This is a genomic window from Corynebacterium sp. Marseille-P8863 (genome assembly GCF_946902955.1).
In the GTDB taxonomy this organism is placed as follows: domain Bacteria; phylum Actinomycetota; class Actinomycetes; order Mycobacteriales; family Mycobacteriaceae; genus Corynebacterium; species Corynebacterium gottingense.
In genome coordinates this window covers 172,151-195,624 of record NZ_CAMPQC010000004.1, presented here as the reverse complement: position 1 = coordinate 195,624, position 23,474 = coordinate 172,151, and the positions used below count along the sequence as shown (strand labels likewise).

At 65.4% G+C, this 23,474-nt stretch carries 20 protein-coding genes and 1 pseudogene; 14 read left to right on the top strand and 7 right to left on the bottom strand.

From position 1 onward, the window contains the following. The first annotated feature begins 28 nt into the window (after window positions 1–28). The 11 genes from OVO38_RS04845 (at window position 29) to OVO38_RS04795 (ending at window position 13,717) form a co-directional block, all read left to right on the top strand. Entirely contained in the window at window positions 29–781 is a 753-nt protein-coding gene (locus tag OVO38_RS04845) for a YebC/PmpR family DNA-binding transcriptional regulator (protein WP_095276283.1), read from the top strand. Window positions 782–904: 123 nt separating this feature from the next. Beyond that, entirely contained in the window at window positions 905–1,462 is a 558-nt protein-coding gene (gene ruvC, locus OVO38_RS04840) for a crossover junction endodeoxyribonuclease RuvC (protein ID WP_095548135.1), read from the top strand. After that, entirely contained in the window at window positions 1,459–2,058 is a 600-nt protein-coding gene (ruvA, locus tag OVO38_RS04835; protein WP_095555589.1) for a Holliday junction branch migration protein RuvA, read from the top strand. The genes ruvC and ruvA overlap by 4 nt, the downstream gene beginning before the upstream one ends. A gap of 7 nt (window positions 2,059–2,065) precedes the next feature. Then, window positions 2,066–3,142: a Holliday junction branch migration DNA helicase RuvB gene (ruvB, locus tag OVO38_RS04830; RefSeq protein WP_095553760.1), complete on the top strand. Its 1,077-nt coding sequence runs from the start codon at window positions 2,066–2,068 to the stop codon at window positions 3,140–3,142. A 31-nt stretch (window positions 3,143–3,173) separates the two neighbouring features. Then, window positions 3,174–3,470, top strand: coding sequence for a preprotein translocase subunit YajC (gene yajC / locus OVO38_RS04825; protein WP_095555591.1), 297 nt, complete (start codon window positions 3,174–3,176; stop codon window positions 3,468–3,470). 165 nt (window positions 3,471–3,635) lie between these two features. Next, complete coding sequence (gene secD, locus OVO38_RS04820) at window positions 3,636–5,528, top strand: protein translocase subunit SecD (protein ID WP_267207876.1); 1,893 nt, start codon at window positions 3,636–3,638, stop codon at window positions 5,526–5,528. A gap of 2 nt (window positions 5,529–5,530) precedes the next feature. Continuing rightward, window positions 5,531–6,748 (top strand): protein translocase subunit SecF, encoded by a 1,218-nt coding sequence (gene secF, locus OVO38_RS04815; protein WP_267207875.1) that lies wholly within the window; start codon window positions 5,531–5,533, stop codon window positions 6,746–6,748. 91 nt (window positions 6,749–6,839) lie between these two features. Beyond that, a complete protein-coding gene (locus OVO38_RS04810) occupies window positions 6,840–8,459 on the top strand; it encodes an ABC transporter substrate-binding protein (protein WP_267207874.1) in 1,620 nt (539 codons plus the stop codon). Window positions 8,460–8,517: 58 nt separating this feature from the next. Next, window positions 8,518–9,075 (top strand): adenine phosphoribosyltransferase, encoded by a 558-nt coding sequence (locus tag OVO38_RS04805; protein ID WP_095545803.1) that lies wholly within the window; start codon window positions 8,518–8,520, stop codon window positions 9,073–9,075. Between the two features lie 76 nt (window positions 9,076–9,151). Continuing rightward, entirely contained in the window at window positions 9,152–11,431 is a 2,280-nt protein-coding gene (locus tag OVO38_RS04800) for a RelA/SpoT family protein (protein WP_095555595.1), read from the top strand. Window positions 11,432–11,593: 162 nt separating this feature from the next. After that, window positions 11,594–13,717: a bifunctional metallophosphatase/5'-nucleotidase gene (locus OVO38_RS04795; protein WP_267207873.1), complete on the top strand. Its 2,124-nt coding sequence runs from the start codon at window positions 11,594–11,596 to the stop codon at window positions 13,715–13,717. 432 nt (window positions 13,718–14,149) lie between these two features. Here OVO38_RS04795 and OVO38_RS04790 read toward each other — a convergent pair whose 3' ends face one another. Both OVO38_RS04790 and OVO38_RS04785 read right to left on the bottom strand, forming a co-directional pair. Further along, window positions 14,150–14,518 carry a hypothetical protein gene (locus tag OVO38_RS04790; RefSeq protein WP_095536656.1) on the bottom strand — a complete coding sequence of 123 codons (369 nt, stop codon included), beginning with the start codon at window positions 14,516–14,518 and terminating at the stop codon, window positions 14,150–14,152. Between the two features lie 212 nt (window positions 14,519–14,730). Continuing rightward, on the bottom strand, window positions 14,731–15,699 hold the full coding sequence (locus OVO38_RS04785) for a peptidylprolyl isomerase (RefSeq protein WP_095548144.1): 969 nt from the start codon (window positions 15,697–15,699) through the stop codon (window positions 14,731–14,733). A 146-nt stretch (window positions 15,700–15,845) separates the two neighbouring features. Here OVO38_RS04785 and tpx point away from each other — a divergent pair, with 146 nt between their 5' ends. From tpx to hisS, 3 genes are all read left to right on the top strand, one after another. Then, window positions 15,846–16,343, top strand: coding sequence for a thiol peroxidase (tpx, locus tag OVO38_RS04780; RefSeq protein WP_095276315.1), 498 nt, complete (start codon window positions 15,846–15,848; stop codon window positions 16,341–16,343). A 67-nt stretch (window positions 16,344–16,410) separates the two neighbouring features. Continuing rightward, entirely contained in the window at window positions 16,411–17,091 is a 681-nt protein-coding gene (locus OVO38_RS04775) for an MBL fold metallo-hydrolase (RefSeq protein ID WP_095554925.1), read from the top strand. 11 nt (window positions 17,092–17,102) lie between these two features. Further along, window positions 17,103–18,386 (top strand): histidine--tRNA ligase, encoded by a 1,284-nt coding sequence (gene hisS, locus OVO38_RS04770; protein ID WP_267207872.1) that lies wholly within the window; start codon window positions 17,103–17,105, stop codon window positions 18,384–18,386. Here hisS and OVO38_RS04765 read toward each other — a convergent pair. The 5 genes and pseudogenes from OVO38_RS04765 to OVO38_RS04745 all read right to left on the bottom strand — a co-directional run bounded on the left by OVO38_RS04765 (window position 18,383) and on the right by OVO38_RS04745 (window position 23,392). Continuing rightward, the gene (locus tag OVO38_RS04765) at window positions 18,383–19,780 is read right to left on the bottom strand and encodes an L-serine ammonia-lyase (protein WP_095554924.1); all 1,398 of its coding nucleotides are present in this window, start codon (window positions 19,778–19,780) and stop codon (window positions 18,383–18,385) included. The genes hisS and OVO38_RS04765 overlap by 4 nt on opposite strands. 26 nt (window positions 19,781–19,806) lie before the next feature. Further along, window positions 19,807–20,469 carry an FMN reductase gene (locus OVO38_RS04760; protein ID WP_267207871.1) on the bottom strand — a complete coding sequence of 221 codons (663 nt, stop codon included), beginning with the start codon at window positions 20,467–20,469 and terminating at the stop codon, window positions 19,807–19,809. Between the two features lie 34 nt (window positions 20,470–20,503). Then, window positions 20,504–21,651, bottom strand: a pseudogene (locus tag OVO38_RS04755) (CE1758 family FMN-dependent luciferase-like monooxygenase). A gap of 31 nt (window positions 21,652–21,682) precedes the next feature. Beyond that, window positions 21,683–22,420 (bottom strand): CBS domain-containing protein, encoded by a 738-nt coding sequence (locus OVO38_RS04750; protein WP_095548149.1) that lies wholly within the window; start codon window positions 22,418–22,420, stop codon window positions 21,683–21,685. Between the two features lie 51 nt (window positions 22,421–22,471). Continuing rightward, window positions 22,472–23,392, bottom strand: a complete 921-nt coding sequence (locus OVO38_RS04745) for a neutral zinc metallopeptidase (RefSeq protein ID WP_267207870.1) — start codon at window positions 23,390–23,392, stop codon at window positions 22,472–22,474. Between the last annotated feature and the right edge of the window lie 82 nt (window positions 23,393–23,474).

Genomic DNA, 23,474 nt, shown 5'->3' with positions numbered 1-23,474 from the left:
TCTACTCGCGACGAAAAAGGGGTGCCAGATGTCGGGCCACTCAAAGTGGGCTACTACCAAGCACAAGAAGGCTGCGAACGACGCGAAGCGTTCCAAGCTGTGGGCGAAGTTGATCAAGGACATCGAGGTGGCCGCTCGTACGGGCGGCGGCGATCCTGCAGGCAACCCAACGCTCGATGACATGATCAAGAAGGCCAAGAAGGCCTCGGTGCCGGGCGACAATATCGAGCGCGCCCGCAAGCGCGGCTCCGGCGAGGAAGCTGGCGGCGCGAACTGGGAGTCCGTGATGTACGAGGGCTACGGCCCGAACGGCATCGCGCTACTCATTGAGTGCCTGACCGACAACCGCAACCGCGCGGCTACTGAGGTCCGTACCGCGATGACCAAGAACGGCGGCAACATGGGCGATTCCGGCTCCGTTGCTTACATGTTCAAGCGCACCGGCATCGTCACCATGAAGAAGGGCGAGCTGACCGAGGACGATGTGCTCATGGCTGTGCTCGACGCTGGCGCCGAGGAAGTCAACGACCTGGGCGAGGAGTTTGAGGTCGTCTGTGAACCCTCCGATACGCAGGCCGTGCGCGACGCGCTCAAGGCTGAGGGCATCGAGGTCGAGGGCGCGGATCAGGACTTCCGCGCAGACATCGAGGTCGACGCCGACGTCGCCGCCGCGAAGAAGACGCTCAACCTCATCGATGCGCTCGAGGATTCGGACGACGTGCAGAACGTGTACACCAACATGAACATCTCCGACGAGGTCGCCGCCCAGCTGGACGACTAGCCTCCGCCGCGTCGCCCCGCCGCGCGCCCGACTCGTACGGGTGCCCGGCGGGGCTTTCGCGCTTATCGACGCCCTGTGGTAGAACATTTGTGTTAGATGGTTCATTGCTCGTGGGAGGTTGGAATGCAGCTCGAGGGGCTCCGCGTCATGGGGATTGACCCAGGCCTGACCCGGTGCGGCCTTTCCGTGGTGCAGGCCGGGCGAGGTCGCCAGATCTTTCCCATCTCGGTAGGAGTGGTGCGCACCCCGTCCGACGCGGACCTCTCCGAGCGCCTGCTGCGCCTGTCGCGCGCGGTCTCGGAATGGATGGACGAGTACCGCCCAGACGTGATCGCCATGGAACGTATTTTTGAGCGCGGCAACGTCTCCACCGTCATGCACACCGCCCACGCGGTCGGGGTTCTCGTCCTCGCAGCGGCGGAGCGTGGCATCGCGGTGCATATGTACACCCCTTCCGAGGTGAAGAAGGCCATTTCCGGCAACGGACGCGCGGACAAAAAGCAAATGACGGTAATGATTACCCGTATCCTTGGGCTTTCGGAGCCGCCGAAGCCCGCGGACGCGGCGGACGCGCTGGCCATCGCGGTGTGCCACTGCTGGCGGGCCCCGCTGCTCGCACGGAGCGCGCACGCTGAGCGGCTGGCCCAGGCGCAGCGCACAAGGACAAAGGAGAAGGCATGATTGATTCCCTCAACGGCGAGGTCATCTCGATCGGGTTGGACCACGCGGTCATCGAGTGCGCCGGCGTCGGCTACCGCTTCTTGGCAAGCCCACCCACGCTGGCTGCGCTGACCCGTGGTAAGCAGCGCCGCGTGCTCACCTCCATGGTGGTCAAAGACGACGGCGTGACGCTCTACGGCTTCGCTGACGACGACGCGCGAGAGATGTTCCACCGCATGCAAAGCGTCACGGGACTCGGGCCCAAGTTGGCGCTCGCCGCGCTTTCCGTCTTCAGCCCCGCTGAGTTGGCCACCCACATCGCGGAGCAAAACGCCAAGCGCATCCAAACGATTCCCGGCGTGGGGAAGAAGATGGCGGACCGCATCGTGCTCGAACTCAAGGACAAAGTTGCCACCCTGGCTGCTCCCGAGCAAGAAGCACCCGCCCCCGCCGCCACAACCTCGTTTGCCACGGAGCAGGTCGTTGAGGCGCTCGTCGGACTCGGCTTCCCGGAGCGCAGTGCCCGCCCGGTCGTTGACGCGGTCGCGGCAGAGCAACCGGACGCGGCCAGCTCCGCGCTCCTGCGCGCGGCCCTGACCCAGCTGGGCAAGAAGTGAGGCCCCAATGTCAGATGTAGAAAAGACTGAATTTTCCCTCCCGGATAGCATGGCGCGCCCGGGCAATTCGCTTATCGACGCCACTTCGCAACCCGAAGAGCGTGACGCCGAAAAGTCGTTGCGCCCGAAATCCATCAGCGAGTTCATCGGCCAACCGAAGGTCCGTGAGCAGCTGGGCCTGGTCCTCGCTGGGGCACGCAGCAGGGACGTCACCCCGGACCACATTCTGCTGTCCGGCCCGCCGGGCCTGGGGAAGACAACGATGGCCATGATCATCGCGCAGGAACTGGGGACCTCGCTGCGCATGACCTCCGGCCCTGCACTGGAGCGCGCGGGCGACCTGGCGGCAATGCTGTCCAACCTCATGGAGGGCGACGTCCTCTTCATTGATGAGATCCACCGGATCGCCCGCCCGGCCGAGGAGATGCTCTATATGGCGATGGAGGATTTCCGGATTGACGTGATCGTCGGCAAGGGCCCCGGCGCCACGTCGATCCCCCTGGAGATCCCGCCGTTTACCCTCGTCGGCGCGACGACTCGCGCCGGAATGCTCACCGGACCGCTGCGCGACCGCTTCGGGTTTACCGCGCAAATGGAGTTCTACGACGCCGAGGACCTGACCAAGGTGGTCACCCGCGCGTCCTCCATTTTGGGAGTGAGCATTGACGAGGACGCGGCGGTGGAGATCGCCTCGCGCTCGCGCGGCACGCCGCGTATTGCCAACCGCCTCCTGCGGCGCGTGCGGGACTGGGCCGATGTGAACGGCGACGGCCACGTGGACCTCGCGGCCGCGCAGGCGGCGCTGGCGGTGTTTGACGTGGACGAGCGCGGCCTTGACCGCCTCGACCGTGCCGTGCTGGACTCGCTCATCCGTGGCCACGGTGGTGGGCCGGTGGGTGTGAACACCCTGGCCATCGCGGTCGGCGAGGAGCCCTCGACCGTCGAGGAGGTCTGCGAGCCCTACCTCGTGCGCGCTGGGTTGATGGCGCGGACGGGCCGCGGCCGCGTCGCCACGGCGGCGGCTTGGCAGCACCTGGGCATCACGCCGCCTCCGGAAGCACCGGGCCAACTCAACCTCTCGTAGGCACACCTGCGGCCTATGAAACAATGGGCGCATGGAAATTGTTTACATCCTCATCGTCCTGGCCATCTTCTTGCTCCCGTCGCTGCTGATGATGCGCAGCCAGAAGAAGCGTCAACGCCAGATGCAGGAGATGCAACGCTCGATTGCCCCCGGCGACCGGATCGTCAACGTCGCCGGTTTCCACTGCACCGTGGTGGAGAACAACGGCGAGACACTGCGGGTGGAGCTGGCCCCGAACGTCGTGGTCACGATGGAAACCGCGGGCGTGATGAAGCGAGTGGATCCGCAGGGTTCCACCCAGGCAGACGTGCCGGCCGACGCCGAGTAGCCAGCGCACCTGGCACCCAGCCCGACGCCTCCCAGATGCCGGGGGAGGGGTCGGGCACCAATTTTTTGCCCCAATGCCGTAGCATAATCCGTTGTGCAAGTGCCGGACACCCGTCTCGGGTGCCCTGGGCAGCAAAGATCAAAGAACAGCAGAGGAGTCAGCTCAGTGTCCTCAAACACTCGGCGTTCCGGCGAATTGAGATCAAAACGTACGTGGCCAGGCAAAGCCCTGGCGCTGTTTTTGCTCATCGTCATCGGCGTGTACGCATTAGTCTTCTTTACCGGCGACAAGTCGGCATCGCCGAAGCTCGGCATTGACCTGCAGGGCGGTACCCGAGTCACCCTCGTTCCGCAGGGTGAGGAGCCAACGCGCGAGCAGCTTAACGACGCCCGCCGTATCCTGGAGAACCGCGTCAACGGCATGGGCGTCTCCGGCGCGACCGTCGTGGTGGACGGCAACACGATCGTCATCACCGCCGCCGGCGACGACACCTCCGAGGTCCGCAACATCGGCCAGACCTCCCAGCTGCTGTTCCGCCCGGTGGAGGAGATGCCCTCCCCAGATGCCGCCGCAATTGGCCCGGCAGTGTTGGACATGGCAAACCAGTGGGTCAAGTACGGCGTGATGACGAAGGAAGAGGCGCAAGCGCTCCTCGACCAGTCGATGGGCGGCCAGGACGGCCAGCCAAACCCGAATACGCCGAAGATCGAAGCCGATCCGCTGCCCGAGCCCGAGGGGCCGGTTGAGGTCGCGGACCGCCGCTCCGAGGTGACGGAGATGCTCCGCGAGTCCCGCCAGTCCGACGACCCGACGAAGCAGTTCGCGTCCTTCATCCTCTTGTCGCAGAAGTGCGCCACCCAGGAGGTCGACCCGCTCGCGGGTACTGACGCAGAGGATCGCCCCCTGGTCGCCTGCGATTCCTCGACGCGCCAGCCGCTGCTCCTCGGCGAGGTACCGCTGCTGGAGGGCGTGACCGAGGAAGACGGTCCGCGCCTGACCGGCGAGCAGATCGACACCGCCCGCCCGATTACCGGCGGCTACAACCCGCAGAGCTCGCAGATGGAGATCAGCTTTGCGTTTAGCCAGAACGGCGACGTCAATGGCTCTTCTACCTGGGCTGCACTGACCAGCGAGATGATTGGCAAGCAGATCGCCATCACCCTGGACTCCCAGGTCATCTCCGCACCGCAGATCCAGGGCGCGACCCCGGTCGGCTCCGCCACCGCCATCACCGGCGACTTCACGCAGGAAGAGGCCGAGGGGCTGGCCAACAACCTCCGCTACGGTGCGCTGCCGCTGTCCTTTGCCGGTGAAAACGGCGAGCCGGGCGGCACCGCGCTGACCGTCCCGCCGTCACTCGGCCTGGCCTCGCTCAAGGCGGGCCTGTACGCCGGCCTGGTTGGCTTGGCACTGGTCGCCCTGTTCGTGTTCGCGTACTACCGCCTGTACGGCCTGATTTCGCTGGCCACCCTGGCGGTCTCCGGCGTCCTGGTCTACGGGTCCCTGGTGCTGCTCGGTCGCTGGATCGGCTACTCGCTCGACCTGTCCGGCATCGCCGGTCTGATCATCGGTATCGGTACGACGGCCGACTCCTTCGTGGTGATCTACGAGCGCATCAAGGATGAGGTCCGCAAGGGCAAGACGTTCCGCTCCGCCACAGCGTCCGGCTGGGACCGCGCGAAGGAGACCGTGGTGACCGGCAACATGGTCACGCTCATCGGCGCGGTGATCATCTACTTCCTGGCTGTGGGCGACGTGAAGGGCTTCGCGTTCACCATGGGTCTGACCACGGTGTTCGACCTCCTCGTCACCTTCCTGGTCACCGCGCCGCTGCTCATCCTGGCGTCCCGCAGTAAGTTCTGGGGCAGGCCGTCCGTCAGCGGTATGTCCAAGGCGTTTGCCACTGCGAACAGGAAGAAGGACACTGACACAGACAAGGACACTGACACAGCTCGGACCAAGGCCGCCGAATCGACTGGGTCGACGGTGGTGGAGGTCGGCGGGGGAAGCGTCGATAAGCAACTGGCCCCCACTCGCGACGACTCTGAGGAGAAGTAACCATGACGAGTTCTATTGCGAACACCGCGCCCGCGGCTCAGATGGACCGGCGCGAGCGGCTGCACACCGAGGACGGCGCCATCGACTTCGTCGGACGCCGGAAGCTCTGGTACTCCATCACCCTCGGCCTGCTGGTCGTCGCCGTCGTGGCGATGCTGGCACGTGGGTTCAACCTGGGTATCGACTTTGAGGGCGGCACGAAGATGTCCATGCCCGCTGGCGACCTCGTCGCCGAGGAAGTCGAGGACACGTTTGTTGACGCCACCGGGGTGACCCCGGAGCTGACGCAGATCGTCGGCGCTGGTGACGCGCGCACCCTGGAGATCAATTCCGAGCACCTGAGCCAGGAGCAGATCGACCAGGCTCGCCAGGCAATCTTTGAGCAGTACCAGCCGAAGGACGAGAAGGGCGACGTTACCGCGAACGCGATCGGTGACTCAACCGTGTCCGAGTCGTGGGGCGACACGATTACTCAGCGCATGCTGCTGGCAATGCTCGTGTTCGTCATCGCCGCGGCCGTGTACGTGGCAGTGCGCCTGCAGCGCGAGATGGCGTTGGCCGCACTGGCCGCGCTCGTGGTGGACGCCGTCCTCATTATGGGCTTCTACGCGCTCTTCGGGCTCGAGGTCACCCCGGCGATGATCATCGGCCTGCTCACGGTGCTCACCTTCTCTCTTTATGACACGGTCATCGTGTTTGACAAGGTGAAGGAGAATACCTCCGGAATCCTTGATTCGCGCAGGTCCACCTACGCGGAGCAGGCGAACCTGGCGATCAACCAGACCGTGATGCGTTCTATTTCCACCACCGTGATTTCCGCACTGCCGATTATCGCGCTGATGATCGTGGCGGTGTGGATGCTCGGCGTGGGTACGCTGCGCGACCTGGCGCTCATCCAGCTCATCGGTGTGATTGAAGGCGTGTTCTCGTCGCTGTTCCTGGCGACCTCGCTGCTGGTGACCTTCATCGAGCGCCGGAAGAAGTTCCGCGACCACAACGCGGCGGTGCAGGCGTTCCGCAACGGTGACACCGCAGAGCACGGCGAAGGTGCTGAGGGCGCTGAAGGCCTTGAGGGCACTGTGGCGGAGCATGGGAAGCGCACCGTCGGATCTATTTCCCAGCGCACCTCCGGCGAAGCTGACGCCGCTGGCAAGGGGACCGGGGCGGACTCGTTCGGCGACACGCCGGGCGGGGCTGCGACCTGGAGGCCGGGGCGCTAGACAGAAGGAGAGTCACGCAGTGCCACAGCACGGGAGAACACACCGAAAAACAGACGGAACACGGCGCGCACATCAGGTGGGCCGAGGCGCGGTGGCGTCGCTTAGCGCAGCTTGCCTGTTGGCGGGGACGCTCACGGCGTGTAGCGGCGGTGATGAGGACCCGAACGGGAAGCTCGACGAGCAGCATTTCGGATACCAGGTGTCCGGTCCGCTCCTCACCACCAACGCCGGCAGCCTCGAGGGCACGTCCACGCAGGCGCACCGCCTGTCTGGCCGTCTGTACCCGGGCGTGTTCGTGCCGGGGCCGGGCGGGGAGATGATCCCGAACACGGACCTGATCAGTGCGCAGCCCCTTCCAGGCCCGCAGCGCCGCGTAACCTACACCATCTCGGACAACGCCGTCTTCTCCGACGGAACGCCGGTGACGTGCACCGACTACCTGCTCGCGTTTACGGCGGGACAGCACCCTGAGATCTTCGGGTCGCACCTTCCGCTTTTCGACGACACCGAGGCCCTCGACTGCACCTCGGGCAGTAAGACCTTCACCGTGGTGTTCAAGGAGGGCCGCGGGGACCGGTGGCAGGACCTCTTCGGTGCCGGCACCGTGCTGCCCGCGCACGCTGTAGCGCGGAAAGCGGGGAAGAGCGTCGAGGAGCTCAACGCTGCGCTGCAATCCGAGGATCCCGCACAGCTCGCCCCGATTGCGCAGATCTGGCACCACGGGTTCGACTTTGCGCAATTCGATCCGGAACTTCAGGTTTCTTTTGGCCCGTACGTGATTGAGAGCTACGGCGCTCAGGGAGAAGTGAACCTGATTGCCAACGAGCACTACTACGGCGACCGGCCGGCGATCGATCACCTCGTTATCTGGCCTGGCACCGCGGACAGCGGCGAGCTGTACCGCGGGGGCGGGCTCAAGGTCGCAGACCTGGACGACCCGAACCCGGAGTGGTTTGACGTGAACGCCGAGCACAACCAGGTCGACATCTCCACGGTGGTCGGGCAGCTCTCCGAGATGCTCACCTTCCCTGAGACCGGGGTCTGGGCCATTCCGGAGAACCGGCAAGCACTGTCGCGGTGCCTTGACCCTCGCGGCGTGGCGGCCGTTTCGAGCGAGCACGCCGGCGTGCAGGTTCCGCCCGCCCCGGTCCACGTGCTGCAGCAAGACGATCCGCTCACCTCCCGCGTGGAGGACGTGGCGGCGCCCTTCATGGACGTCAATATCGACGCAGCGAGCGTTTTGAGCGGGACGGAGGTGCGCGTGGCGTACCCGTACCCGAATGCCCGCCAGGCCGCGATGGTCGAGGCAATGCGCCGCAGTTGCGAGCCCGCCGGCGTGAACATCGTGGACGTGACGGGGGAGGGCAAAACGCTGGCGGATCTGCCGCACCTTGCCACCAACGAACAGGGTATGCAGTTTGTCACCGACGGCGAGGTCGACGCGCTGCTGCGCCCGGTCGACCCGATGAAGGAGTACCCCGCCGCAGCAAACCAGGGCAACCAGGTGGGCAGCCTGCGCGCCCAGGAGCACGCGCTGTGGGAGCAGCTGCCTTCGGTGCCGCTGGCCGCGCAGCCCCGCACGTTCGCTGTGAACCGCGGTGTGGGCAACGTCGTGCCGTACACCGGTCTGGCGGGAATCGGCTGGAACATGGACCGATGGCGCATCATGCCGCAGGATGCAATACCATCGTCATCTGGTGGGCAGCAATAGTTCCCGCTGCCAGAATTCACTCCGTACCAACACTCTGATAACGAGGATGCCCCGGCCCATGGCTAAGACAGACAACAAGTATTCGTCCGCGCAGGAAGCGCTCGCTGATAAGGTGCGCCGCGTACCCGACTTTCCAGCTGAGGGCGTGTTGTTCGAAGATCTCACCCCGGTGCTTGCCGACGCCGACGCGCTCAACGCCGTCATCCGCGAAATGGCTGAGGCCAGCAAGCAGCTCGGCGGTGACCTCATCGGCGGTTTGGATGCCCGCGGTTTCCTGCTCGGCTCCGCTGTCGCCTTTGACATGGGCGTTGGCATCCTGGCCATCCGCAAGCAGGGCAAGCTGCCGCCGCCGGTGATCACCCAGGAGTACCAGACCGAGTACAGCACCGCGGCGCTCGAGATCCCCGAAGACGGCATGCAGCTTGAGGGGAAGCGCGTCGTGCTTGTCGACGATGTCCTTGCCACCGGTGGCACGCTCGTGGCTGCCACCAACCTCATCGAGCGCGCAGGCGGCAAAGTCGTCGGCTACGTGGTCGTGCTCGAAGTCGACGGGCTCGGCGGCCGCGAGCGCCTCGGCGACGCCCCGTTGGTGGTTTTGGACGACGGAGGGCGCTGAAGCGACTAGAATCAGACTCTTACACTGACTTTCGTTTCGGTGTGCAGTCTGGTTTAAAGTCTGGCGGGAGGCCCCGGTGTCGCACGAGAAAACTTCTAAGCGCTCAGGTCAAACGGTGCGTAGCGTCTCCGCGCGGCTGGCGCGCTCGCTCACGGGCGGCGGGCGCCCGAAGATCAATCCGGTCCTGGACCCGCTGCTTTCGATTCACCGGAAGTACCACCCGAAGGCCAGCGTTGAGCTGCTCAACCGCGCCTACGGGACCGCCGAGCGCCTGCATGAGGGCGTGTTCCGCAAATCCGGCGACCCCTACATCACCCACCCCCTCGCTGTAGCGACGATCTGCTCTGAGATCGGCATGGACACCACCACCGTGGTCGCCGCGCTCCTGCACGATACGGTGGAGGACACCGACTACACCCTGGACGACCTGACGGCTGACTTCGGTCCGGAGGTGGCCCGTTTGGTCGACGGCGTGACCAAGCTGGACAAAGTGGAGCTGGGTAAGGCGGCGGAAGCGGAGACGATCCGGAAGATGATTGTCGCCATGGCGAAGGACCCGCGAGTGTTGGTGATCAAGGTGGCGGACCGCCTGCACAATATGCGCACGATGCGCTTCCTCCCACCCGAGAAGCAGGCGAAGAAGGCGAAGGAGACGCTCGACGTCATCGCGCCGTTGGCACACCGCCTCGGCATGGCGTCGGTGAAGTGGGAGCTGGAGGACCTGGCCTTTGCCATCCTGTACCCGAAGAAGTACGAGGAGATCGTACGCCTCGTGGCGGATCGGGCCCCCTCGCGTGACCGGGCGCTTCAAGAGCTCACGGAACAGATCCAGTCTGAGCTGAAAGCCAACGGTATCGAGGCCGAGGTGATGGGGCGCCCGAAGCACTACTGGTCCATTTACCAGAAGATGGTGGTGCGGGGACACGAGTTCAACGAGATCTTCGACCTGGTGGGCATCCGCGTCCTGGTGGATACGGTGCACGATTGCTATGCCGCGGTCGGCGTCGTCCACGCCCTGTACTCGGCCATGCCCGGACGGTTCAAGGACTATATTTCCAACCCGCGCTTCGGCGTCTACCAGTCGCTGCACACTACGGTGATGACGGACACGGGCCGCCCGCTCGAGGTGCAGGTGCGCACCCACGACATGCACTACAACGCCGAGTACGGGGTTGCGGCGCACTGGCGCTACAAGGAGACGAAGGGCTCCCACAAGGGCAACCAGAACGAAGTGGATGAGATGGCGTGGATGCGCCAGCTTCTGGACTGGCAGAAGGAAGCGGCTGACCCGGACGAGTTCCTTGATTCGCTGCGCTACGACCTGACCAGCCAGCAGCTCTTCGCGTTCACCCCGAAGGGCGACGTGGTGAACTTGCCAGCGGGGTCCACCCCGGTCGACTTCGCCTACGCCGTGCACACGGAGGTGGGGCACCGGTGCATTGGTGCGAAGGTCAACGGCAAACTCGTGGCCTTGGAGACCAAACTGGAATCCGGCGACCGGGTGGAGATCTTTACCTCCAAGGACCAAAACGCCGGCCCGAGCCGGGACTGGCAGGACTTCGTGGTCTCGCCGCGAGCGAAGACGAAGATCCGCCAGTGGTTTGCCAAGGAGCGCCGCGAGGAGCACCTGGAGGCGGGGCGCGACGCGCTGGCCGCGGAGGTGCAGCGCGGAGGGCTGCCCATGTACCGCCTGTTCACGGCGGAGTCGATGCGCAGGGTGGCCAAGCAGCTGCACTACCCGGATGTGGACGCCCTGTATACCGCGATCGGAGCCGGTCACGTCTCCGCGCAGCACGTGGGCAAAATGTTCGTCGACCTGTTTGGCAACGAGGAGGACGCGGTCGATGCGCTCGCGGACCGCGCCCCGATGTCGGAACTGGTGCGGCGGGATCCGCGCGAGTCCGCCAGCGGTATCCTCGTGCAGGGGAGCCCAGACGTCATGGCGAAGTTGGCCAAGTGTTGTCAACCGGTGCCAGGTGATGAGATCTTCGGCTTTGTCACCCGCGGCGGGGGAGTCTCGGTCCACCGCACCGACTGCACCAATGCGGCCAAGTTGCGTGAGGAGCCGGAGCGGCTTATCGACGTCGCGTGGTCCACAAAATCCACGGCAGGCGGTGCCTCGCTGGCCACCCTCCAGGTCGAGGCACTGGACCGCCACGGGCTGCTCGCAGAGCTCACCGGCGTCATGACGGACCAGAACCTCCCGATCTTGGCGCTGTCTTCCCAGGCTTCGGACGACCGGATCGCTAACGTACGGTTCACCATCGAGGTGTCCGACACGAAGCAGCTGGGCGCGCTGATGAATCAGTTGCGGAACGTGGAGGGCGTCTACGACATCTACAGGGTGACGTCGTAAAGCGCGCTCTGCGTGCCGAAGTTGAACAGCGGGTGAATTCTTGGCGACGTCCGCCTTGAATCTCAAGGCCGACCTGTCACAGTACGTACGTTGTGCTGCGAGCGAGCTGATCTCGCGCTAGAAAACAGTGAGACCCCTATTTCACACGCAGAGGAGTTCCAAGTGTTTTCTTTCCGTCGCGCCGGCGCGCTGATCGCCGCAACTACGTCGACCGCGCTGGTGGTCACCGCTGTCCCGGCTTTTGCCGCGGACGATGAGAAGGTGCAGATTAGCATCGCTAACTTCACCGACTTCCACGGCCGCCTCGAGGCGAACCTGTCCACGGACAAGGAAACGGGCGAGGTCACCCCGAAGAAGGGCGACGAGATGGGTGCCGCAAACATCGCCGGCATCATCAACTTCCTGCGAGACAAGAACGCCAACACTATCGTCACCAGCTCGGGCGATAACCAGGGCGGCTCGGCATTCGTCTCCGCGATCTCAGACGACAAATACACCATGGACTTTGTCAAGGCCGTTGGCACCGCGGGCTCCGCTGCTGGCAACCACGAGTTTGATAAGGGCTACAAGGACCTGATTGACCGCATCAACCCGGGTACCGGTGACATCCAGCTCGGCGCGAACGTGTTCAAGGAGGACGGCTCCCGCGACCTGGAGGCCTCGAAGATCGTCGAGATTGACGGCGTGAAGGTTGGGCTGGTGGGCACCACCTCCAACCTGACCAAGAGCAAGTCCAGCCCGGATAATGTCGCCGGCCTGAACTTCACCGACTCCTCCGAGCAGGTGAATAAGGAAGCGAAGAAGCTGAAGGATGAGAAGAAGGCCGACGTGGTCGTCGCCCTCATCCACGACCCGGTCGAGACCGGCGCGCCGAAGCTGGACCCGGAGTATGTCGACTTCATGTTCGGCGGCGACAGCCACGTGAACGTGGTCAACGCCGATGCCCCGGTGCCGAACGCACAGTCTTGGGAGTACGGCAAGGTCGTGACGGACCTGGACTTCACCTACAACAAGACCACCGGGGAGATCGAGGCACCGGCGTTCGAGCAGTACGACGCCGAGTCCCTGGTCACCCTGGACATCACCCCGGACGCCGAGGTGCAGAAGATCGTCGACGAGGCGAAGGCGGAAGCCGGCAAGCTCGGCGAGGAGGTCGTGGCCAACGTCCAGGACACCTACCTGCGTGGCTCCAACCCCGGGGAGAACACCGGCTCGAACCGTGGTACCGAGTCCACCGCGAACAACATGCTCGCTGAGTCCGCGCTTTACGCGATGGACAAGTCGCTCGACGAGCACATCGACCTGGGCATCATGAACGCTGGCGGCGTCCGCGCGGACCTCGAGGCCGGCGACGTGACCTACCAGGAGGCCTTCCAGGTCCAGCCGTTTGGCAACGACATCTCGGTGGCAACCTTGTCCGGCAAGGCCATCAAGGACGCCCTCGAGCGTCAGTGGCAGAGCAAGGAGGACGCCGAGAAGTCCGGCCGCCCACGCCTGGACATGGGCCTGTCCAACAACGTCGCCTACACCTACAACCCGGAGGCTGAGACCGGTGAGCGCATCACCTCCGTAACCATTGACGGTCAGCCGCTCGAGGACGACAAGGACTACCGCATTGCAGGTTCCTCCTTCCTGTTCTCTGGCGGCGACAACTTTGTGAACCCGGACGACGTCCGCGACCTGCTCAACGTTGGCTACAACGACCTGCAGGCGTTCGTTGACTACCTGAAGTCCGACGAAGTTGGCGTGCGCAAGGGCCAGAAGGACGTCGGCGTGGTCCTGCCGGAGGAGCTGAAGGCAGGCACCACCGCCTCCATCAAGCTCTCCTCTCTCAACTACTCGTCCGAGGGGGAGCCGATGGCAAAGCAGGCCACCGTCACGCTTGGCGACGCCACCGCGACCGCCGACATCGACGCCTCCACCACCGAGGCGGACAACGGCCTGGGTGAGCAGGGCCGCGCGACCGTGGACATCGAAATCCCGGCCGAGGCCGCAGGCGAGCAGACGCTGACCATCACCACCGACGCTGGCACCGAGCTGACGGTTCCGGTCACCGTTGCAGCCGCTGACCCGAAGCCGACCGAGGAGCCCAAGCCGTCCGAGGAGCCCAAGCCGTCCGAGGAGCCGACGCCGGGCGACGAGCAGGGTGCGCAGGACGGTAGCACCGCAAACCTGGGCACCATCATGGGCGCCGTTGCAGGTGTGCTCGCCCTCCTCGGCCTGCTGGCCGTCGTCTTCGCTGGTCCGATCGACCAGGTGCTTGGCCCGATCGCAGAGCTTTCCTAGCAGCCTCCCCGTAGGGGAACTAACCTGGCGCAGCGGCGCCGTCCTCCTCTCAATGTTGAGAGAGTGGGACGGTGCCGCTGCTCGCGTTCAACGACACTGTCTGTGACCGGGATCGGCGATGCCCGGGCGTGGCGGGCTCATACCCCAGAGGTTCGCTCGACCCTGGGTGCCGCAGCAGCGGTCCGTTGGGCCTCCACCAGGCTCTACCACCCAATCAGCGCCTACTTGACGAGAATGGGTTGACGAAGATGCGAGAAGAAGGGACCGCGACGTCCTCGTCACCCGATTCTCGTCAAGTAGGCCAAACCCGCTCATGACGCCGAGCGAGGCACTCGTTGAGTCGGCGGGCAGGGCAGAGCATCGCAAGCAAAAAGCCCGGCCACAGGGGCCGGGCTGTGCTCACGCGCCCAAGGGTGCGCGGTGACTCCGCAATTACGCGCGCAGGTACTTGTCCAGGAACGCGAACAGGGTGCCCAGAGCGCCGATGACGGCGGTGAACACTGCGATCCAGTCGCGGATCTCGGACGGGGACATGTCCTTGACGGAGGAACCCTCGTCCTTCTTGTTGTTGTCGCCGGTCTTGACCTTCGGGCCGTTGGACGGCTTGGAGGTCGTGGTCGGCTTCGACTCGGTGGTCTTGGTCGGCTCGGCCTTGGTGGTTTCGGTCGGCTCAGCCTTGGCGGTCGCCGTCGGGGTGGTGGTGCGGGTGGTGACCGTGGTGTCAGCGGTAGCTGCAACTGCGCCGGTGGACATGACAGCTGCTGCGGTTGCGGCGGCGAGGAGGCCCTTGCGGAACTGCATCTGATTCCCTATCTTTCGGAGATCTTCGATTGAACGTTGATTACCTTAGCCAGACACCAAAGGGTACGCAACAGTTTTCCCGGCATTTCTTCAATGTTCTCGCAACGCAAGATGAACTTTAAATGAACTGCTCACGTGCGTTTTGTGTCATGTCGGGTGCGCTCAAGAGTGTCTGGCGGCACGAGCAACGATACCAGAAGGTATCGCGCGTGCTACTTGACAGTAGCGGAATTGATCTTAACCTCTTCGGCGGGCGCGCCGTCCTGGCCACCGTCCTGAGTACCCTTCTCGGCGATCGCGTCGAGGGTGTCAAGGCCCTCCTGGTTGATCTGGCCAAAGTAGGTGTACATCGGGGGCAGGATGGAATCGCCGTAGTTGAGGAAGAACTGCGAACCGTTCGTGCCCACGCCTGCGTTGGCCATCGCAATGGACCCGCGCGGGTAACGCTTCTGGTCCTGCTGCAGGGCCATGGATTTGTACTGTTCCTTCTCCTCGTCGGAGACACCCTCGGGGATCTGGAGCTGGGACTCGTCGACGGACTCGAGGGCCTCGTCGGTGGGGAACTCGTTGGCAAATTGGAAGCCAGGTCCGCCCGAGCCGGTGCCGGACGGGTCGCCGCACTGGAGGACCTTGAGGCCTTCGTTGGTGGTCAGGCGGTGGCACACGCTGCCGTCGAAGTACTTTTCCGAGGCCAGGTGCTCGATGGCGTTGACGGTACAGGGCGAGACGCTGCGGTCCAGCTCCATGCCGATCGGGCCTGCGCTGGTGTCCAGCTCGACGTTGACCTTGCCCTCCGTGGAGACGTCCTCGGTCTTCGGCTTGCCAGCCTCTGCCTCACCTTCGCCAGCCTGTGGGCTGTCGTTGTACGAGCAGGACACGGTCGCGGGCAGCGCCGTCGCGCGCTCGGTGGCAACCGCTTCGAACTGGGAGGGGTCGATGCTGGGCTCGGTCTCGGAGGACTCGGCGGCTTCCGAGGAAGCGGTGGTGTCCTGGGCCGTGACGTCCTCGCTTCCGTCATTCTGCGTCGCGGCGAAGTAGATGCCGCCGCCGACCACGGCAATCACCACTGCGGACAGCGCCGCCACGGTGAGCGGCTTGGACTTCTCCTTGCGGTCGCGGGAATCAAGCTCGCGCTTGAGGTGGGTGAGGGCTTCTTCGCCCCGTTTTTGGTTGTCGGCCACCTGAGATACCTCACTTGTGTGTTGCGTAGCGTCGCTAAGCGCTGGTGCGCTCGGCAGGTGAATTTCGGGGCTTAAGCCTAGCAGTGCTTGGGCCGCCGCTTGATCAACCCTTGCGAGGCCTGACTCGCGTCCATAGAATCGCGCCCATGGCTACCGTTACTTTTGAAGGCAATGAGACCACTACTTCCGGCGAGCTGCCCAAGGTCGGCGACGCGCTGCCCAACGCAACGCTCGTCGCGGGCGACCTGAGCGAGAAGTCCCTGGCGGACTACTCGGGCAAGCGCCTCGTCCTGAACATCTTCCCGTCCCTGGACACCGGCGTGTGCGCGAACTCCGTGCGCAAGTTCAACGAGCTCGCCGCGTCCCTGGACAACACCGAGGTCCTGTGCATCTCCAAGGACCTGCCGTTCGCGCAGCAGCGTTTCTGCGCCGCCGAGGGCATCGAGAGCGTCGAGGCGCTGTCCGCGTTCCGCTCTTCCTTCGCCGACGACTTTGGCCTGACCCTCGAGGGCTCCCCGCTCAAGGGCCTGTGCGCTCGCGCCGTCGTGGTGACGGACGCTGACCACAAGGTCATCCACACCGAGCTCGTCTCCGAGATCACCACCGAGCCGGACTACCAGGCAGCAGAGGACGCGCTGAAGTAAGCAAGTCTGCTCCCCGCACGCGGGCGTTTCCGGCCACTGGGTCGGGCGCCCGCTTTATTATTGCCGTATGAAGCTTTCAGGTTTTGCCGCAGGCCCGTTCCAAACCAACTGCTACGTGCTCCTTTCGGAGGAGTCACGCGAAGCGGTGGTGATCGACCCCGGAATGGGCGCCTACGAGCCCGTCACCGAGTTTCTCACCCGCGAGCAGGCGACGCTTGCCGCCGTGGTGTGCACCCACGGCCACCTTGACCACACGCGGGACGCCGCCCGTTTCGATGTCCCGGTGTACATCCACCCAGACGACGAGTTCATGCTCGACGGCGGCCTCGGCCTGCCGGACTCGACCCGCCAGCTCTTTGACGCAACGTCGATGCAACCCCCGCGCGAGGTGCGCTCGCTTCTCGACGCCCACTCGCTCACCCTCGCCGACACCACCTTTACCGTCCGACACGCCCCCGGGCACTCGCCGGGATCTGTGCTGCTCGTGGAAGACGCAGCGGAGGAAAAGACGGAAACGGCGGGGGAGACCGGCCCGCTGGTCTTCTCCGGCGACGTCCTGTTCCGCGGCGCGATCGGCCGCACGGACTTCGAGCACTCGGACCCCGCCGCGATGCGCGCGTCGCTGCGCGGCCCCGTGTGGGACCTCGACGACGTTTGCGTCGTGCTGCCCGGCCACGGACCGACCACGGTGATGGGGCAGGAGCGCGCGACCAACCCGTTCCTGCTGCAGGCCAACCCGGACCGCTAAACTTTGAACTCGTGAGTGAATCGAAGAAGACCGAGAAGGTCCAGCCGCTGTCCGCCCCGAAGGGCCTGCCCGATTACGTGCCGCCGCAGTCGGCGACATTCCACCGCGTCCGCGACGAGTTCGCGCGGCAGGCTCACCTGGCCGGGTACCAGCACGTTGAGCTGCCGGTCTTCGAGGACACCACGCTGTTCGCCCGCGGCGTTGGCGAGTCCACAGACGTGGTGTCCAAGGAGATGTACACCTTTACGGACCGTGGCGACCGCTCGGTCACGCTGCGCCCGGAGGGCACCGCGGGCGTGATGCGCGCCGTCATCGAGCACAACCTGGATCGCGGGTACCTGCCGGTCAAGCTGAACTACTACGGCCCGTTCTTCCGCTACGAGCGCCCGCAGGCCGGCCGTTACCGCCAGCTCCAGCAGGTCGGCGTGGAGGCGATCGGCGTGGACGACCCCCTGCTGGATGCGGAGGTCATCGCGCTCGCGGACCGCTGCTTCCGGTCCATTGGTTTGACCGGGTTCCGTCTAGAGCTGACCAGCCTGGGCGACCGCAACTGCCGCCCCGAGTACCGCCAGAAGCTACAGGACTTCCTGTTCTCCCTTCCGCTGGACGAGGAGACCCGCCACCGCGCCGAGATCAACCCGCTGCGCGTGCTTGACGACAAGCGCGAGAAGGTCCGCGAAATGACCGCGGACGCCCCGCTCATGCTCGACTACCTCGATGACGACTGCCGCAAGCACTTCGACCAGGTGCGCGCCTCCCTCGACGAGATGGGCGTGGAGTACGTGGTGAACCCGCGTATGGTCCGAGGCTTGGACTACTACACCAAGACCTGCTTCGAGTTCGTCCACGACGGCCTCGGCGCGCAGTCCGGCATCGGTGGCGGCGGCCGCTACGACGGGCTCATGGCGCAGATCGGTGGCCAGGACCTCTCCGGCATCGGCTTCGGCCTCGGCGTGGACCGCGCCGTGCTCGCCCTCGAGGCGGAAGGCGTCACCCTCGACGGGGTGGATCGCCGCGTCGACGTGTTCGGTGTCGGCATCGGCGAGGCCGCGCAGGCGCGCATGGCAGTGCTTATCGACGCCCTCCGCGCCGCCGGTGTCTCCGCCGACATGGCCTACGGCGGCCGCGGGCTCAAGGGCGCCATGAAGGGCGCCGACCGCGCCGGTGCCAAGTACGCGCTCGTCCTCGGCGACCGCGAGCTGGAGTCCGGCGAGATCGCGATAAAGGACCTCGCCGCGCACAGCCAGGAGACCGTGGGGCTCAGCGCCGAGGCGGTTATCGCGCAGCTGCGCTAGCACTCAGTGATGTTGACTGGCAGCCCGAGCTGGACTGCCAGGCCGCCCATCGAGGTCTCCTTGTACTTGGTCATCATGTCGCGGCCGGTCGTCGCCATGGTCTCGACGACGTCGTCGAGGGTGACGATGTTGGTGCCGTCGCCAAGCTTGGCCAGCCGGGCTGCGTTAATCGCCTTGACCCCGCCGATGGCGTTGCGCTCGATGCACGGGACTTGCACCAGGCCGCCGACCGGGTCGCACGTGAGGCCGAGGTTGTGCTCGAGCGCGATCTCGGCCGCGTTCTCAATCTGCGCCGGCGTACCGCCAAGGACCGCGCACATGCCGGCGGCGGCCATCGCGGAGGCTGAGCCGACCTCGCCCTGGCAGCCGACCTCGGCTCCGGAGATCGACGCGTTTGTCTTGATGATGATGCCCACCGCACCAGCGGTGAGCAGGAAGTTTCGCGCCTGCTCCTGGGTGAACGCGCCGTCGGTGAAATCGCGGCAGTAGTGCATCACCGCGGGGATGATGCCGGCGGCACCGTTCGTGGGCGCGGTGACGACCTGGCCGTGGGCGGCGTTTTCCTCATTCACAGCAAGCGCGTAGAGGTTGACCCACTCCATGGCGTCGAGGCCGCGGGCAGTGGATTCCTCGTACTCCGCGGTGAGCAGGCGGTGGAGGCGGTGGGCGCGGCGCTTCACGCCAAGGCCGCCGGGCAGGGTGCCCTCCGTCTTCAACCCGTGGGCGACGCATTCCTGCATGACGTCCCAGACGGCGTCGAGGTGGGCGTCGAGAAGCGCTTTGCCATGCAGCGCCTCTTCGTTGGCGCGGACGAGCTCAGCGATGGACAGGCCGCTTTCTTCACAGAGTGCGACGAGGGTCTTCGCGTCATTGAACTCGTACGGCGCGGGCTCGTTGTCGCGGACGGTGGCCACACCGGCTTCGTTGCGGTGCTCCTCCATGCCGGTGCGGTCCAGGATGAAGCCGCCGCCGACGGAGTAGTACTCCTTGCGGGTGGCGATGCGGTTGCCGTCGGCGTCCCAGGCGTCAAAGATGAGGCAGTTCGGGTGCTGCGAGACCGGAGTGGGGTTAAACGTCACCTCGTACTCGACCTCGCCGGCAGGGCCCGAGATCGTTCCGTGTTCGGGCACCGGGTCGCCGGGTTTCGGGGCGATGTCGGCCGACGTGGTCGTGGGGGTGTAGCCAACCAGGCCGAGCAGCGTTGCGCGGTCGGTGCCGTGGCCCACACCAGTGGCGGCGAGGGAGCCGCGCAGTTCCACGCGGACGAATGCGGGCAGCACGCCGAGTTTTTCGACGAACGCGAGGGATGCGCGCATCGGGCCCACCGTGTGCGAAGACGACGGACCGATACCGATGCTGAAAAGGTCAACGACGCTAACAGTATTGTGGGGCATGCGCGCGATGATACCGCATCGTGGGATTAGCTCAGCGTCCCCGTGTGGCCTTCCAACAGCTGGGAAAACGGGACGAAATCTTCGGCAGGGTCCGTGCCGGTGCGGCGAGTGACGCCCTCCGGCGGGCCGCTCAATCCTTCGACCGCGCCGCTGGTGGTGACGATGCGCGCTGCGAGCTCGCTGGCAGCGCGGCTGATCCGCCGCTGGAACGAGGCGCCGTTGGCATCGCCGAAGTCAGCAGTGGCGGCGAAAAGTGAGGTGGGGACCACCGTCGCGTGCAGGTACGTGAGCAGCGGGCGCAGCGCGTATTCGGTGACGAGGGAATGGCGCTCGGAGCCAGCTGTCGCGGCGACGATGGTGGGCATGTCGGTCAACGCGTTGGGGTCCAGGGCGTCGAAGAACATCTTGAACAGGCCGCTGTAGCTGCCCTGAAACACCGGGGAGACCGCGACGAGGGCGTCGGCGGCGGACATGTCTCGTTTGACCTGATCAAGCCTGGGGGAGGGCATCCCGGTGAGCATGAGCTGCGTGAGCTCGGTGGCGTACTCGCGGACCTCGATCGTGGTGACCTCGAGGTCTTCGCCACGCCCGCCGACGGCGGAGCGGACCGCCGCCGCGATCTCATCCGCCACCTGTCTCGTGGTGGACGGCTGCGACAGACCTGCGGTGACTACCATGAGCTGCTTCATGCTGTGGTGGGTGCTCCTTCGCTACATTGCCCGGCTATTCGTGCTTGGATTGCTCCTGTGCTTCTCCGGGTGAAACGCGAAAGTGCGCCAGATTCTTCCCATCGCGCTTTGCACGTGCGAGGGACGCAAACGTGGGAGGGTCGCTCGGAACGTGGACCGGGCGGCGCGCTTCCATCCTTCTGCGCAGCTCAGGGACCACTTCCGTGCCGAGGCGCTCGATCTGGCGGAGCACCACCTCGAGTGGGAGTCCGGCGTGGTCAATAAGGAACAGCTGGCGCTGATAGTCCCCGACCCAATCAGCGAACTGCATCGTACGCTCGATGACCATCTCGGGAGTGCCCACGGTCAGCGGGGTGATGTCGGTGAACTCTTCCAGCGAGGGCCCGTGGCCGTAGACGGGCGCGTTGTCAAAGTATGGGCGGAACTCGCGTTTCGCCTGTTCCTCAGAATCCGCGATGTACACCTGGCCACCGAGCCCGACGATGGCCTGATCCGCCGCGCCGTGCCCGTACGCGGCGAAGCGCCGACGGTAGATGCCGACCATCTTCGCGGTGTGCTCCTTGTTCCAAAAAATATTGTTGTGGAAGAACCCATCGCCGTAGTACGCCGCCTGCTCGGCGATCTGCGGCGAGCGGATGGATCCGTGCCACACGAATGGCGGCACGCCCTCAAGCGGCGCGGGCGTGGTGGTGAACCCGTGCAACGGGGTGCGGAACGTGCCCTCCCAGTTGACGTTCTGCTCGCGCCACAGCCTGCGCAGGAGGTGGTAGTGCTCCACCGCGAGCGGGATGCCCTTGCGGATGTCCTTGCCAAACCAGGGGTAGACGGGGCCGGTGTTACCGCGCCCGAGCATGAGGTCCATGCGGCCATCCACCAGGTTCTGCAAGAAGGAGTAATCCTCCGAGAGCCTGACAGGGTCCCGTCCGTGGTGGTGATCAGCGTGGTTGACGTGGAGAGCAGGATGGAGGAGGTTTTCGCACCAATGTAGGCCAGGTGGGTCGTCGGAGAAGACGGGACGAACGGCGGGTTGTGGTGCTGGCCTGTGGCGAAGACATCGAGCCCGACCTCCTCGGTCTTCAGCGCGATCTGTGTCATCGCGTCGATCCGCTGTTTCTCGGTCGGGGTCGCGCCGTTGGTGGGGTCCGCGGTGACGTCGCCGATGGTAAAGACGCCGAACTGCATCCGTGGGTGTCCTTTCCGTTGATCGTCGCGGTTAGCGGGCCGCCAGTAGGGCAGGAATGTCGGTAGCCACCAGTACCGCGAAGGGGCGCTGGCTGGGTGAGCCGGACTCGGTGATGATGGCCAGGCGGGGGAGCGCGCCGCTGTCCAGCGGCGTGGTCAGCGCATCAACGGCTACTGCGGCGGTGACGGACCGTGGCAGGAAGACCGGCTGGTCGTGCCGCCCCGACAGATCGAGCACCTGCTTGACCGTGGTCGGGGTGAGGTGGTTGTTTGCGTCCAGTTCGCCCGCCACCCAGCGAGCCAGCGCGTTGGTGGTGAGCAACCCGACGCAGGCGCCGGCGTCGTAGACGGGGAACTGCCTGTGGCCGGTCTCCCGCAACGCGCGCAGCGGCTCCCGGATGTCGTCGTCCGGGGCGAACGTAATCACGGCTTGCGTCTGGACCACTTCGAGGGCCAGCGCCGGGGTGAGCAGCGCGTCGCGCAGACGCTCAATCTCGTCCACGGTCTCCTGCAGCGGCTCTGCAATGGGGCGCAGGTCGCGGTACTCGCCGTGCGAGATCGCGTTGCGCAGCTCCGCGTACTCCACAAGCAGGTCAGCTTGGTCGCGGCTCACCACGCCCTTCTTCGCCGCCTGCCTGGTCATCCACTTGAAGGAGTCCGACTTCTTTGCCCCTAGCTCCTCGCGCAGGAAGCCTTCAATGGCGTTGAACGCGGCCATAAACGGCACAGCGCGGTTGGCGCGGTTCTGGGGGGATGACGTTTCGCTCATGCCCACGAGGGTAGCGGTGGTGGCACGTGGGCGTCGATAAGCGATGTGGCTCTAGGCGTCCTGGTAGACGCCGCGGTTGAGCGTGTCGCAGGCGGACATCTGGCCGGTGGTGTAGCCGGACTTGAAGGCCTCGGCGCGCTGCTCGGAGGAGCCGTGGGTCCAGGAATCCGGATCCACATCGCCGCCGGACTTGCGCTGGATGCTGTCGTCGCCGATCGCCTGCGCGGTCTGAATTGCCTGGTTGAGCTGCTCGTCCGTAATCGGCTCGAGCGCCGCGTCCGGCCCCTCGGAGGCGTGCTTGGCCCAGATGCCGGCGTAGCAATCGGCCTGGAGCTCGATGGCCACGGCGGCGGAGTCCTCGCCCGGGTTCTTGTAGTCGCTCAGGCCCAGGGTGCCCTCGAGGTTCTGGATGTGGTGGCCCATCTCGTGCGCGGTGACGTACTCCTGGGAGAGCGCGCCATCGGAGCCGCCCAGCTGGCCGAGCTGCTCAAAGAAGGACACGTCGAGGTAGGCAGTGGTGTCGTTTGGGCAGTAGAACGGGCCGGTATCGGCCGTTGCGTACCCACAGCCAGTACTGACATCGCTGCGGAATAGGTTGATGTCTGCGGGGGTGTACTCAATGTTCGCCTGCGCCGGCAGGACTTCGGCCCACACCTGGTCGACCGAGCGGGCGGTGGCCTCCGCGCGGCAGTCGTCGTACTCGTTCGCCGCGCCCGGGGCATCGCAGTGGCTCAGGTCGTAGTCGCCCTGGGCGCCGGGGCTTTGCTGGGACTGGCCCTGCGGGTCCGAGGGGCCGCCGGTGAGCCCGCCCAGGCCGCCGTTGAGGAAGAACACAATAGCCAGGAGAATGATCGTGCCGATACCGCCGCCGCCCACGGCGATGGGGATGCCGCCGCCTCCAGCCCGGCCGCTGCCGGAACTCGTCTGCGCGCGGCGGCCTTGGCCCTGACCAAAATCATTCTTAAACGTCATGCTGCAAATCTTGCCAAAAAACCGCGTGCAGCGCTGCATCCCCGCGCCTGTGCCGTGCAGAGAAGAAGCGAAACGGGGCGCT

What these genes read in the sequence shown, in the direction of transcription:
- OVO38_RS04845 (WP_095276283.1), top strand. Translation starts at nt 29, where the DNA reads ATGTCGGGCCACTCAAAGTGGGCTACTACCAAGCACAAGAAGGCTGCG.
- ruvC (WP_095548135.1), top strand. Translation starts at nt 905, where the DNA reads ATGCAGCTCGAGGGGCTCCGCGTCATGGGGATTGACCCAGGCCTGACC.
- ruvA (WP_095555589.1), top strand. Translation starts at nt 1,459, where the DNA reads ATGATTGATTCCCTCAACGGCGAGGTCATCTCGATCGGGTTGGACCAC.
- ruvB (WP_095553760.1), top strand. Translation starts at nt 2,066, where the DNA reads ATGTCAGATGTAGAAAAGACTGAATTTTCCCTCCCGGATAGCATGGCG.
- yajC (WP_095555591.1), top strand. Translation starts at nt 3,174, where the DNA reads ATGGAAATTGTTTACATCCTCATCGTCCTGGCCATCTTCTTGCTCCCG.
- secF (WP_267207875.1), top strand. Translation starts at nt 5,531, where the DNA reads ATGACGAGTTCTATTGCGAACACCGCGCCCGCGGCTCAGATGGACCGG.
- OVO38_RS04805 (WP_095545803.1), top strand. Translation starts at nt 8,518, where the DNA reads ATGGCTAAGACAGACAACAAGTATTCGTCCGCGCAGGAAGCGCTCGCT.
- OVO38_RS04790 (WP_095536656.1), bottom strand. Translation starts at nt 14,518, where the DNA reads ATGCAGTTCCGCAAGGGCCTCCTCGCCGCCGCAACCGCAGCAGCTGTC.
- tpx (WP_095276315.1), top strand. Translation starts at nt 15,846, where the DNA reads ATGGCTACCGTTACTTTTGAAGGCAATGAGACCACTACTTCCGGCGAG.
- OVO38_RS04775 (WP_095554925.1), top strand. Translation starts at nt 16,411, where the DNA reads ATGAAGCTTTCAGGTTTTGCCGCAGGCCCGTTCCAAACCAACTGCTAC.
- OVO38_RS04765 (WP_095554924.1), bottom strand. Translation starts at nt 19,780, where the DNA reads ATGCCCCACAATACTGTTAGCGTCGTTGACCTTTTCAGCATCGGTATC.
- OVO38_RS04760 (WP_267207871.1), bottom strand. Translation starts at nt 20,469, where the DNA reads ATGAAGCAGCTCATGGTAGTCACCGCAGGTCTGTCGCAGCCGTCCACC.
- OVO38_RS04750 (WP_095548149.1), bottom strand. Translation starts at nt 22,420, where the DNA reads ATGAGCGAAACGTCATCCCCCCAGAACCGCGCCAACCGCGCTGTGCCG.
- OVO38_RS04745 (WP_267207870.1), bottom strand. Translation starts at nt 23,392, where the DNA reads ATGACGTTTAAGAATGATTTTGGTCAGGGCCAAGGCCGCCGCGCGCAG.